The 12807-nt window shown below is 45.2% G+C and carries 11 protein-coding genes; 5 read left to right on the top strand and 6 right to left on the bottom strand.

Annotation, left to right across the window (positions count from 1 at the left end; genetic code table 11):
- Positions 1-59: 59 nt before the first annotated feature.
- The 3 genes from KCV26_08270 to KCV26_08260 all read left to right on the top strand — a co-directional run bounded on the left by KCV26_08270 (position 60) and on the right by KCV26_08260 (position 4515).
- Positions 60-1913 carry a glycoside hydrolase family 13 protein gene (locus tag KCV26_08270; protein WZX35339.1) on the top strand — a complete coding sequence of 618 codons (1854 nt, stop codon included), beginning with the start codon at positions 60-62 and terminating at the stop codon, positions 1911-1913.
- 26 nt (positions 1914-1939) lie between these two features.
- Positions 1940-3856: an alpha-amylase gene (locus KCV26_08265; GenBank protein WZX35338.1), complete on the top strand. Its 1917-nt coding sequence runs from the start codon at positions 1940-1942 to the stop codon at positions 3854-3856.
- Positions 3857-4008: 152 nt separating this feature from the next.
- Positions 4009-4515, top strand: a complete 507-nt coding sequence (locus KCV26_08260) for a flavodoxin (protein ID WZX35337.1) — start codon at positions 4009-4011, stop codon at positions 4513-4515.
- A gap of 25 nt (positions 4516-4540) precedes the next feature.
- Here KCV26_08260 and KCV26_08255 read toward each other — a convergent pair whose 3' ends face one another.
- The gene (locus tag KCV26_08255; protein ID WZX35336.1) at positions 4541-5881 is read right to left on the bottom strand and encodes a hypothetical protein; all 1341 of its coding nucleotides are present in this window, start codon (positions 5879-5881) and stop codon (positions 4541-4543) included.
- A 204-nt stretch (positions 5882-6085) separates the two neighbouring features.
- Here KCV26_08255 and KCV26_08250 point away from each other — a divergent pair, with 204 nt between their 5' ends.
- On the top strand, positions 6086-7342 hold the full coding sequence (locus KCV26_08250; GenBank protein ID WZX35335.1) for an arginine deiminase: 1257 nt from the start codon (positions 6086-6088) through the stop codon (positions 7340-7342).
- Positions 7343-7344: 2 nt separating this feature from the next.
- On the opposite strand, the gene KCV26_08245 is transcribed toward KCV26_08250, so the two are convergent.
- The 5 genes from KCV26_08245 to KCV26_08225 form a co-directional block, all read right to left on the bottom strand.
- A complete protein-coding gene (locus KCV26_08245) occupies positions 7345-8037 on the bottom strand; it encodes a YjjG family noncanonical pyrimidine nucleotidase (protein ID WZX35334.1) in 693 nt (230 codons plus the stop codon).
- A 95-nt stretch (positions 8038-8132) separates the two neighbouring features.
- A complete protein-coding gene (locus KCV26_08240; protein ID WZX38354.1) occupies positions 8133-8930 on the bottom strand; it encodes a hypothetical protein in 798 nt (265 codons plus the stop codon).
- A gap of 115 nt (positions 8931-9045) precedes the next feature.
- Positions 9046-9720 (bottom strand): 16S rRNA (cytidine(1402)-2'-O)-methyltransferase, encoded by a 675-nt coding sequence (gene rsmI, locus KCV26_08235; protein ID WZX35333.1) that lies wholly within the window; start codon positions 9718-9720, stop codon positions 9046-9048.
- Positions 9721-9822: 102 nt separating this feature from the next.
- Positions 9823-10485 (bottom strand): hypothetical protein, encoded by a 663-nt coding sequence (locus KCV26_08230; GenBank protein ID WZX35332.1) that lies wholly within the window; start codon positions 10483-10485, stop codon positions 9823-9825.
- A gap of 64 nt (positions 10486-10549) precedes the next feature.
- A complete protein-coding gene (locus tag KCV26_08225) occupies positions 10550-11974 on the bottom strand; it encodes an AAA family ATPase (GenBank protein ID WZX35331.1) in 1425 nt (474 codons plus the stop codon).
- A gap of 117 nt (positions 11975-12091) precedes the next feature.
- Between KCV26_08225 and KCV26_08220 the strand changes: the two genes are divergently transcribed.
- Entirely contained in the window at positions 12092-12793 is a 702-nt protein-coding gene (locus tag KCV26_08220; protein WZX35330.1) for a hypothetical protein, read from the top strand.
- Positions 12794-12807: the final 14 nt, after the last annotated feature.

Raw genomic sequence — 12807 nt, 5'->3', positions numbered from 1 at the left:
GCCGAAAAGTCTGAGGCTCTCATCAGAACAGCCTCAGGCTTTTCAGCTTATCTCATGCAATGAAAAAAAGAATTTTCACCTTTCTTACCTTTTTCGCGTCGCTCGTGCTTCAGGCGCAACAAATAAAGGTCGAACCCGCCTCCTGGTGGTCCGGCTTGCAGGAGCCAGAGCTACAACTGATGATTTCGGGCAAGGATATCGCCTCATATAAGGTTTCGGTTACGGCAAAAGATGTATACCTGAAAGAGGCGGTAACGCTTGAAAACCCCAACTATCAGATTTTGTACTTAGATATTTCTGACAGTGCTCCGCAAAAGTTCGAAATCGTTTTTACCGAAGGAAAAAAGAAGATCACGTACAACTACGAACTGAAACCACGCGATCCGCAACGTATGGCTATTGAAAGTTTCGGCCCATCAGATGTGCTCTATCTGATTATGCCGGACCGTTTTGCCAACGGCGATCCCACGAACGACCAGATACCGATGCGCACCGAATACAAGGTGGACCGCAACGACCCCAACGCCCGACACGGCGGTGACATCAAGGGGATCTCCGATCGCCTGGGATACCTCTCCGACCTGGGAGTCACCGCGATATGGCTCAACCCGGTGCTGGAGAATGACATGGAGGGTGGTTCCTACCACGGATATGCCACCACCGACTACTACCGGGTGGATCCTCGTTTCGGCACCAACGAGGAGTATCGTCAGCTAATCAGCGATGCCCATGACAAAGGGATGAAGGTAGTGATGGACATGATTTTCAACCACTGCGGGAGCGACCACCCCTGGTTAAAAGAAGTTCCCTCACCCGATTGGTTCAATAACCTGGGAGAGTATGTACAGACCTCCCACATGAAGGAGATGTACTTCGATCCCTACGCATCGGAGTACGACAGAAGCAAGATGGTGGACGGATGGTTCGTGCCCTCCATGCCCGACCTGAACCAGCGCAACCGCCACGTAGCAAAATACCTCATCCAGAACAGCATCTGGTGGATCGAATACTCCGGCGTGGATGGCATCCGACAGGATACCTATCCTTATGCTGACTACGAGATGATGGTCGACTGGTGTAACGCTGTCTACAAAGAATATCCGACCTACAATATCGTGGGAGAAGCATGGCTGAACAATCCCATCGGAACAGCATTCTGGCAGAAAGACAGCAAACTGAACAACCGTGATAATACAAACCTCAAATCAGTGATGGACTTCCGCTTTATGGGACTGTCGCACACAGCCTTCGTTGAAGAGACTACCGAATGGAATGGGGGGCTGCACGGTATCTACGACCACATGACCTACGACTTTATCTATCCGGATATCTACAACGTGCTGCGGTTCCTAGACAACCACGATACCGACCGCTTCCTGAAAAAGTATCCAGAGAATCTCTCCGGCTGGAAGCAAGCAATCACGTTCCTGCTCACCATGCCCGGCACACCGCAGATCTACTACGGCACCGAACTGCTGATGAACGGTAACAAAAGCCTCAGTGACGGAGATATCCGTCGCGATATGCCGGGCGGATGGCTCGGTGATAAATCGGACCATTTTACCCGAGAGGGACGCGACACTCTCCAGAACAAAGCATTCGACTTTCTCAGCAAGCTACTTCACTGGCGTCGCGGCAACAAGGTCATTGCCAAAGGCAAGATGAAACATTACGTGCTCCAAAAAGGTGTTTACGTTTATGAGCGTTATCTTGGCGATGAAAGCATACTGGTGTTCATGAACGGGACCTCGAATGATGTGGAAATAAATCTCGACCGTTACGGAGAGTCAATTCAAAACAAAACAAGTGGAAAAGATGTGATCTCGGGAAAAACAGTGTCTTTTGGCAAAACACTGAAGCTGGGTCCGAAAGAAGTGATTGTGGCAGAGGGGCAGACAAACAGTCCAAGTTGAGAAATAAGGAAACAAAACATTTTAATATGAAAACATTAAGCAAAGCCGTTTTTATTTCTCTCCTTCTATTGGCAATCTCATGTAAAGATGACATTCCCCGGCCGGAACCAATCAAGAAGTTACCTCTGCCGGCAAAAGTAAGTGAAGGAATTAACATCATAAATAACTCCACGGTAACCTTTGTCTTGTACGACAAAGATAAAAATGGCGTCCACAAAGACTTTGCCCACGTTATTGGGGATTTCAACAATTGGGAACCTACAAAAGACGAAAAATCACAGATGAACAGAGACGATGCCTCCGGATGTTGGTGGTTAACAGTCTCTGGATTGGATCCAGCTAAAGAATATGCTTTTCAGTATTATTTAGGGACAAAAACCGGAGAAACGGTCTATGTTGCCGATCCCTATTCACGCAAGATACTCGACCCCTATAACGATCCATTCATCTCCTCAAGCACCTATCCCGATAATAAAATATATCCGCCAAAAGGGAACGGAATTGTTTCCGTTTTCAATACCCGTCCCGACACCTATAACTGGCAAGTTACCGACTTTACAACACCACCAACAGATAACCTGGTAATCTATGAACTGCTGCTGAGGGATTTCACGGAACAGGGGAATATCAGCGGAGCCATTCAGAAATTGGATTATTTAAAAGATCTGGGAGTAAACGCCATCGAACTTATGCCGGTGCAGGAATTCGATGGAAACGACAGCTGGGGCTACAATCCGGCCTTCTTTTTCGCTCTGGACAAAGCCTACGGTACCGACCGGATGTACAAACAGTTTATCGATGAATGCCACAAACGGGGTATTGCCGTACTCTTCGACGTTGTGTATAATCACGCCACCGGAGCCAATCCCTTTGCGAGAATATGGTGGGACGTAAAAAACAATAAAACCTCGGCTAACAACCCTTATTTCAATGTGAATGCACCCCATCCCTACTCTGTTTTTCACGACTTCAACCACCAGTCCGAATTGGTCAGAAAATTCGTAAAACGAAACCTGGAATTTCTGCTGGAAGAATACAACATCGACGGTTTCCGGTTTGACCTTACCAAAGGGTTTACTCAGAACCAGAGTTCTGAAGCTACTGCCGGAAACTACGATGCATCGCGCATTGCTATTCTGAAAGAATACAACGCAGTCATCAAGAATGTGAAATCTGAAGCCCTGGTAATCTTGGAACATTTTGCCGACAACCGCGAAGAAACCGAACTGGCAAACGCTGGAATGATGGTTTGGAGAAACATGAACTGGCAGTATGGCCAAACGGCAATGGGCTATAAAACAGACAATTCTGATTTGTCGGGCACATACTACAATGCTTCACGTCCAGCAAACAGCCTGGTTAGCTACATGGAGAGTCACGACGAAGAGCGTCTCGCATACAAACAGGTTCAATGGGGTATTGATCCAATAAAAACCGATTTAAACGCCAGGATGAAAAGGCTGGAAACCAACGCGGCTTTTTTCTTTACCGTTCCAGGACCTAAAATGATATGGCAGTTCGGCGAATTGGGGTACGACGTAAATATCGATTATAACGGACGTACCGGAAAGAAACCCGTTCGTTGGAATTACGTTGACGTACCCGAACGGAAGCAACTCCACACGACTTATTCCCTCCTGATCAACCTGCGACATGATCATCCCGAACTGTTCAGCTCCACCGCCAACCTTAACTGGCAAGTGACCGAATCTTTCTGGGAGCAAGGCCGTTTTCTCACCCTTTCCTCGTTCGGAAACAGCAAGCAGATAGTTGTTGTTGGCAATTTCACAAACGCAGCCATAACCGCGTCAACCACTTTCCCGAAGACAGGGACATGGTACAATTATATGAACAGTCTGGAAACTCTGAACGCAACCTCTTCAATGATGAACCTTGCTATTCCCGCCAATAGTTTCAGGATATATTCCACGTTTGCACCGTAACCAAAACTATTCACAGAAAAGGAAATCTGCAAAAGCGCACTGCGGCTAAAACCGCAGTACGCTTTCTTGCTCCCGGGTATAAATTTCTTTCTGTTTGCGGATATGAAACTAAATGTTAACTTTGCAAAATCATTTTTTAATCACATAAGCTTATGAAGTCAATTGCAATTATATACGGCTCCAGCACCGAAAACACAAAGAGAGCCGCTGAGAAAATCGCTGAAAGACTATCGGAGTACTCTCCTTCCCTGATCGACATTTACGACGGTGATGAAGAAGCTTTTCATTCCAACGATGTACTAATCCTCGGCATTTCGACCTGGGGAGTAAAGGATTTGCAGGATGACTGGTCTGATTTCTACCACAAGCTGGAAAAAATGGACCTGACGGGGAAAACAGTTGCTCTTTTCGGGTTGGGCGACTCATTCATTTATCCCGATTCTTTCGTGGATGCGATGGGTATTTTGTACGAAACAGTTTCGGAAAAAGGAGCAACAACAGTTGGTGAAGTTTCTCCCGACGGCTACCAATTCGATTACTCCAGGGCATTAAAAAACGGCGTTTTTGTGGGATTACCGCTGGATGAAGACAACGACGCCGACCTCACCGACGAACGCATCGAAAAGTGGGTGGAATCGTTGAAGGAGCACCTCAGTTAAACCGGCCCGCCCCCGGCAAACCCTTTTATCCCAGCTTACATCGCTTCACAAAATCATCCAATACCTCATTCAACGTAGGAGTGCCTATTTCCTGCAAATCGTAGTGAACCCGAACAACGGGCTTCTGAATGTGGATCAACCGATTCAAGTCGATGGGTGTGCCAATGACAACCGTATCGCAATCTGCACGGTTAATGGTTGTTTCCAGGTCCTTCAGTTGCCGGTCGCTATAACCCATGGCCGGCAGAATAGTGCCGATATGGGGATAGGCAGCAAACGTATTTGCTAATTCGCCCACGACAAAAGGACGCGGGTCAACCTCTTCCGCACATCCGTATTTCTGTGCCGCAACGGTACCGGCACCGATCTTCATTTCGCCGTGAGTCAATGTTGGCCCATCTTCGACAATCAGGCAACGCTTTCCTCGGATTAATCCGGGATTATCTGCTTTAACAGGACTGGCTGCATCGATCACTATGGCTGCAGGATTTACCCTGGCAATGTTCTCACGAACAGTCCGGACACCTTCCGGAGAGGCCGTATCCATTTTATTGATGACTACTGCGTCGGCAAGCCTTAAATTCACTTCCCCGGGGTAATAGTTCACTTCGGCTCCGGCACGATGCGGATCGGCCACGGTGATGGTAAGATCGGGTTTAAAAAACGAGAAGTCGTTGTTCCCGCCGTCCCACAAAATCACGTCGCAACCATCGGGGTCTTCCTCAGCCCGCCGCAAAATCCTTTCGTAATCGACGCCTGCGTAAATAACGTTACCCCTGACCACATGGGGTTCATATTCCTCCATTTCTTCGACGGTGCATTTGTGCTTTTTCAAATCTTCCACCGTGGCAAATCGTTGCACAGCCTGGGCCGCCAAGTCACCGTACGGCATCGGATGGCGTACGACGATCACTTTTAACCCACGCTTTATCAGGTTTTCCACTACAGCTCTAGAAGTCTGAGACTTACCACACCCCGTGCGTGTAGCAACAACAGCTATCACAGGCTTAGTACTCGTAAGCATGGTTTCATTCGGCCCCAGCAAAACAAAGTTCGCTCCAGCTGCGTTTACCACCGCACTCAAGTGCATCAATTTCGGATAAGGCACGTCGCTGTATGAAAAAATGCAGTCGTGTATATTTTTCTCTTTGATCAACGCCGGCAATTCAGATTCCAGCACAATGGGGATTCCTTCCGGATAAAGTTCTTTTCCCGCGAGAACGGCAGGATAAACCCTTCCGTCGATATACGGAATCTGTGCTGCTGTAAAAGCAACCACACGGTAATCCTTATTCTTCCTGAAAAATGTGTTGAAATTATGGAAGTCCCTTCCGGCAGCTCCAATGATAATGGCATTTCTTTTCATAACAATGAAGATTAAATGAGTTAATTCTCTGAAACAAAGGTATAATAATTTTTATCAAAAAGATAATTATTCGGTTTGTTTTTTTCAAAACGACAACTCATGTCTGACATACTGAAAGCTTTCAATTATAAAAATACACGTGTCTAAAAAACAGGATAACTTAAATTTTACTATTTTTGTGTTTTAAATCAAATCTTACGTATTATGTCTACGAGCAAACTCACCTTAAACGTTCAATCGGAAATCGGAAAGTTGGAAGCGGTAATGTTGCACTATCCGGGTCCTGAAGTGGAAAACATGACACCAAAAAATGCTCAGCGGGCACTCTACAGCGACATCCTTAACCTCTCTATCGCACAAAAAGAATATGCCCAGTTAAAAGGTGTACTGGAAAAAACTTCTTTAGTATATAAAGTTTCCGACCTGCTTGAAAAAGTGCTGGAAATTCCCGGGCAACGATTATCGTTGCTTCAAAAAATCTGTGTGACGGAACAGGTAGAAGATTATTTCGATTATCTCCTGGAATTATCCTCATCCCAGTTAACAAAAATATTGATTGAAGGGCTTCCGATGCAGGTAAAGACCCTGACCGACTTTCTGAAAGAAGAGTATTATGCGTTGCAGCCCTTATACAATTTTTATTTTACGCGCGACACATCGGTAACCATTGGCAACACCTCGTTGGTTTGTAAGATGGCCAATGCGGTGCGCATGAGAGAATCGTTTATCATGGATGCGATTTTCAATAGCGGGTTGTTTTTCAACGGCAAGATCACTAACATGTATGATGCTTCACAAAACAACCCCTCCGTGAAAATAGAGGGGGGCGATGTATTGGTCGCACGTGAAGATGTGCTGTTAATCGGAAGCGGAGCACGCACCAGTCCCCAAGCCATCGATCTATTGATTCAGGAGCTGTGCAGGGAAAAGCTCAGCAAAAGACATGTTATTGTTCAACAATTACCGGAAACACCCGAATCGTTTATCCATTTGGACATGGCTTTCACCTTTCTAGACAAAAATACCGCCATGGTTTATAAACCTCTGATATTAAACAGCAATCCCTACAAAACCGTACACATCCAGATCGAAAACGGGAAAGTAGTTAAAATCGCACCCATGAACAATATCCCGGCAGCACTAAAAAAACTAGGCATGGAGGTCGAACCGGTCATTTGTGGTGGAAGGGCCGACGACTGGGACCAAGAACGGGAACAATGGCACAGCGGAGCCAATTTTCTGGCAATCGCACCCGGCAAAGTAATTTCGTATGCCCGAAACATTAACACGTTGGAAGAATTAAACAAAAAGGGATTTGAAATTGTACGGGCCGACGATGTGATAAGCGGAAGATTCGACATGGAAACGTCCGTGAAATGTGTGGTTACACTGGATGGATCCGAACTTCCGCGTGGAGGCGGAGGGCCGAGATGCATGACCATGCCACTAAGGAGGCAGTAAAACTACAACAACTCTTTTATCTCTTCCAGCATTTCCACAGTGTAGGTTGGTTCAAACCCGTCGGATGAAAGATTCGCCGGATTAAACCAGATTTGTGCGATACGGCTCTTTTGTGCTCCTGCAATATCTGCATCCCAACTGTCGCCAATCATCAGGGTTTCGTTCCGGCGGGAGTTGGTATTTTTCAGTGCGTAAGTGAAAATACCGGGATGCGGTTTATTCACCCCTGCATCTTCCGAAAGAATAATTTTATCGAAATAGGGCTGCAAACCCGAGTTCTCAATTTTCTTAAACTGAACTTCACGAAACCCGTTGCTGAGTATGTGCATCCGGTATTTCGGCCTCAGATAATCCAGAAGATCCAAGGTGCCGTCGATCAGCTTTGTTTTTCGGGTGGTACGCTCCAAAAAATCGTCGCTCAACGATTTGGCATATCCCGGATCATTGATTCCAAACTTCCTGACCGGAACCAGAAAACGTTCCACAATCAGTTCTTCCTTTCTTATTTCACCCAGACGGTATAAGTTCCACAGATGATGATTGGATGGCATATAAACGTTGTAGTAATCATCGAACGTAGGATAAAACCTATTGTAACCGTAATCCGAATAAATCTCTTCCAGGCATTCCTTGCCGTTTTGGTGAATATCCCACAGGGTATCGTCCAGATCGATAAAAAGGTTTTTATATTTCATTTCGAGGACCAAAAATCAGTAATGCTTTAGACAACACATCCTGAACGCAATAAACGCCCAGGATGCTATTTTTTTCATAATTTCCCCCTTCGCTCTTAATTCACCTCAATAATCAAATACTTCGTGAGGCTCCAAAACCGTTGAGTATCGGTGATCTGGAAAGTGAGGTTGTCGTTGGCTCCCTTTACGAACTCGTAAGTTCCCTCGGGATGCGTCGACCAGATTTTAGCCTTGGGAGCATACAAAGGAATTTCCGTCACTTCACGGACATCGATTTGCAGGAAATAATCCTTGTTAAAAGTATCCTGCATCACTTTAGTGGATTTCAGGAAACCTCCCGAAAGAATTTTTTGTTCTTTCAACTCGTTGGCAGTACCGAAAACATAATAAGCCGTATGTAACGATTTGTCCTGTTCTTTGATGGTCGAAGACTGTTCTTCCGCATGTTGAGCCAGCTCGCTGATGTCACTCGACAATTGGGCAATGGTCGCATCGCGTTTAGCCAATTCCCCTTGCAGTACCACCAGCCTTGCAGAACTTTCCTGCATTTCCTTGTTCAACCGGTCAATCGTACTTTGCATCGACGCCACCTGCTTGTTGCTGGAAGCGTACTTCCTGTTCAGTTCCGCCAGTTGAGCTTTGTTTCGTTTCAAAATCTCCTGAATCATCTGGAAGTTATCGCTTACTCTTTTTTTAGTATCCTGACTCATCTCCCCGCTTTGCGCGGATTGAGTTGAAATGTACTTTTCCGCTTCACGGATCTTATCGAAATTCGCTTCAACTTCACTGATCACAGCCATCATTTCCTGGGTTTCGGCATCCGACGTTTTCAAAACCGCCTGCAATGAATCTCGTTCTGCCTGCAACTTTTGATATTCTTCGGATTCGGTCACTTTCTTTCCAAAATTGGTACAAGAAAACAAAACTCCTGCGCCGAGCAATAGAATGAATACTTTTTTCATAATTCAATACTTTTATTGTTATTAAACGAATTCAGTTCAAAAATGTTTATTTTGATTTTCCCTCTACAACGATCACAAATTCTCCTTTGGGTTCATGAGCCGTAAAATGCTCGATAAGTTCCGACAATGTTCCACGAATGGTTTCTTCGAATATTTTGGATATTTCCCGCGAAACGGATGCTTTTCTATCTGTGCCCATAAATTCAGCCAGTTGCGTTATCATTTTTACTATCCGGTAAGGTGACTCGTAGAAAACCATCGTTCGTGACTCTTCAGCGAGCTCTTTCAACCGGGTTTGCCTACCTTTTTTCTGCGGTAAAAACCCCTCGAAGCAAAACCGGTCGTTGGGAAGCCCCGACATTACCAGAGCCGGAACAAATGCTGTTGCTCCCGGCAAGCACTCCACCTCAACATCTTCCTCTACACAGGCACGGACAAGCAGGAATCCCGGATCGGAAATCGCCGGAGTACCGGCATCCGATACGAGCGCAACGGTCTCTCCCCCTTTGATCCGCTCTGCAATATAAATGGACGTTTGATGTTCATTAAACTTGTGATGCGATTGCATCCGGGTTTCAATGCCGAAATGTTTCAATAGGAAACCGGTTGTCCGTGTATCTTCTGCAAGAATTAAATCACAACTTTTCAGCACGTTAATCGCCCTCAACGTCATATCTTCCAGATTTCCGACAGGGGTCGGTACAACTACCAGCTTTCCCATTTTAATTGTTATTCGGTTTTTATTTAGCTGTAAATCAATCGCTATTCGATCGTTTGGGAGAAAACATCAACACAGCGACTCATAACGCAGAGCAATTACAATTTACTCAAAACCCTTTTTCAGCAGTTCCAAAAAACTTTTCACCCTCTCGTCCTTAAAATCCCACGAGGTTTTTTCTCTTAAATACCGTTCGGTATCTCCATAATTATCGAATGCATTGAGGCGGATCATCATCGCATTCATCGCTTCACGATCGTTATCAAATAATTCTCGCTGAAAATAAAACCGGTCATTCAGGCTCAGCCCGCGTTTGACATCCAACTTGGGAGGAGGTGCCTGAATAACATCGTTTACCGAACGGATCACACCGGAAAACTCCTCAGAGGCCTCTTCTTTTTTCGATTCTGTATTCCTGGGATTGGTGTATGTGGGTAAAGCGAGACCTTCCGCATAAGCATTTTTCCGGATGTGGGCTAACTTCTCCTCCTGCGCAGCAGGCGGATCAATACTTTTCACCTCCTCTTCAGGCTTTCGCAGTTTACTTTCCGACAAGAACAACATCAGTTTCTCCATCTGGTGTTTCATATCTTCTATCTGAAACATTTCCAGTTCATGAAGCAAACGCATCACCTCCTGCCCCTTCTGAAACGCGTCGCGAAAGAAAGAGAAAGAAACAGACTCATCCTGTTTGATGGCGGAAACCTTTGCTTCAAGGCTTTGTAAGTTCTGAAGCAGCCTATCGATATATTCGTTTTTCTTTTCCATGATTATCCGGTTTCAGTTGCTTTTTTGTTAAAAAACGGGATAAATTCGACCACAAAAGTAATCATTATTTGTTTCCTTCAATAAAATCGTTTGTCAAATTCACAAGATATAACATTTGTGAACTTCTTGTTATTGAAGTGTAAAGCCAGCGGTAGAAATTATCGCCCATATGCGATTCATTCACGTACCCCAGGTCCAGGAAAACGTTTTTCCATTCTCCACCCTGGGCTTTGTGGCAGGTAACGGCGTATCCATACTTCACAAGAAGTGCATTAAAATAGGGGTTCTCCTTTACTTTTTTGTACCGGGCACTTTTCCGGGAAATATCAGCATAATCTCCGTTTATGGCTGCGAAGAGCTGTTCGTTTTGTTCACGGGTTAGGCCGGGCACCTCGGTGTGCAAGCTATCAAGATTAATTTTTGCTTCGAACTCCACTCCGTAATCTTTGTGCCGAAGCAGGACATTACAAAAACGGAATCCATACATTGTTTCCTCCCGGCGAACACGTACGACCTCCACAAACTCGCCATTGGCCAGGAAGTCAACATTTTCCATATCACTTGCCCAATAGTAATTGTTTTTTGTAATCATCAGCAAATCACCCGGCGAAAGTTCCTCTTCCCGGTAAAGTACCGTATTACGGATACCCATATTGTAAGCGTTTACCCGTTTATTGGAACGCGAAATCACAACAGTCTCCTCAATACCGTCACGGTTGTAAGCCGACGAGATCTCATCAATAAGCTCCGTGCCGGTTATTCTTTTCACATCGTTGAATGTATCGACATTGAATTTGGGAAAGTCAACAGTATTACCCTTCCGCAAGGCATTACGCAACATCGTTGCGTTGACCAGAACTCCCGATTCTTCTGATTGACGCACTATTTCGGTGAGTGTGCAGGTAACGACTTCGAAAAAAAAAGATTCAATCGTTTTTTCGTCAAGAGCCGGGCTGAAATCCTGCTGCACAGGTGGTAATTGAGCCGTATCACCAATAAGTAGTAGCCGGTTTCCTTCGCCGGAATAAACATACTCCATCAGGTCATCCAGCAACCGGCCCGATCCAAAAATGGAGAACTCTCTGTTGTCGTTGCTGATCATAGATGCTTCATCCACGAGAAACAGTGTATGTTTGTGTTTATTCTCGGCTAGTGAAAAAGTACCGGGTCCTTCAGTAAACTTGTCCATCCGGTAAATCTTCTTATGAACAGTGAATGCCGGCTGACCGGCATATGTCGAAAAAACCTTCGCCGCACGTCCCGTCGGAGCCAGCAAAACGGCTTTTTGATTGAATTGCGACATCGTTTTAACCAAACTACCAATAAGGGAAGACTTGCCTGTCCCCGCATATCCTTTCAGCAAAAAGACCTGATTATTTGACCGCGAGTAAAGAAAATCAACTATCTTTGCAACCGCAGAACGTTGATCGGCAGTAAAATCGAAAGCGAAATTTTCGTTGATTTTTTCGATAAAATACCGATTTATCATTTTTTTGAGTTATTTTTGTGGTAAATGTAGCACATTTATTATTCTTTTTCTAAATTTGTACTCTAAAATCAAAAATAATAATTTAAAAACTCAATAAAAAATTAAAAACAAACATCCATGAAAGTTGTAGTAAGAGTGCTTTTAGTAGCAGCCATCATCCTATTAGCTTTCCTTTGCTGGAAAAGTATTCAAGGCCCAATTGACTTCAATGCAGAGGTAAAACGTCGCGACAACGCAGTCATCCAGCGTCTGGTTGACATTCGCACATCGCAGGTTGCTTATCGTACGCAAAAAGGTTCATATACGGCTAATTTCAATGAATTGGCAGATTTCATCAAAACCGGGAAGGTAGCATCTGTTGCCAGATCGGGAGACCTTACCGAAGAGCAATTAGAAGCCGGAATGACTGAAGCGAAAGCCATGAGCATTATCCGCACCGGAGACGAAAAAGCGATCCGTGCTGCAGGCTTGTGGGATGAAAGCAAAAATGCTCCTCAGCTTATGCGTGACTCTATCTATGCTCCTGCTGCCGAAGTACTTTTCCCGAACAGAAGAATCAATCCCGATTCATTGGCCTTCGTTCCTTTCGGAAACGGTGCAAAATTTGAAATGGCAGTGGATTCTCTGATTACAGCCTCTGGTTATCCGGTACAGGTTTTCGAAGCAAAAACTCCTTACACGGTTTATTTGGGCGATCTGGACAAGAAACTGTTGAACCAGAAAATCCAAGAGGTGTTGGATCGTCCAGGAGACAGGTATCCGGGTATGATGGTTGGATCCCTTCAAGTGGCTAACAATAACGCCGGAAACTGGGAATAATTTCAGCAGTAAAC

The organism is Petrimonas sulfuriphila, assembly GCA_038561985.1.
GTDB lineage: Bacteria > Bacteroidota > Bacteroidia > Bacteroidales > Dysgonomonadaceae > Petrimonas > Petrimonas sulfuriphila.
The sequence above is the reverse complement of the archived record's forward strand: the minus strand, read 5'-3'. Positions and strand labels throughout refer to the sequence as shown.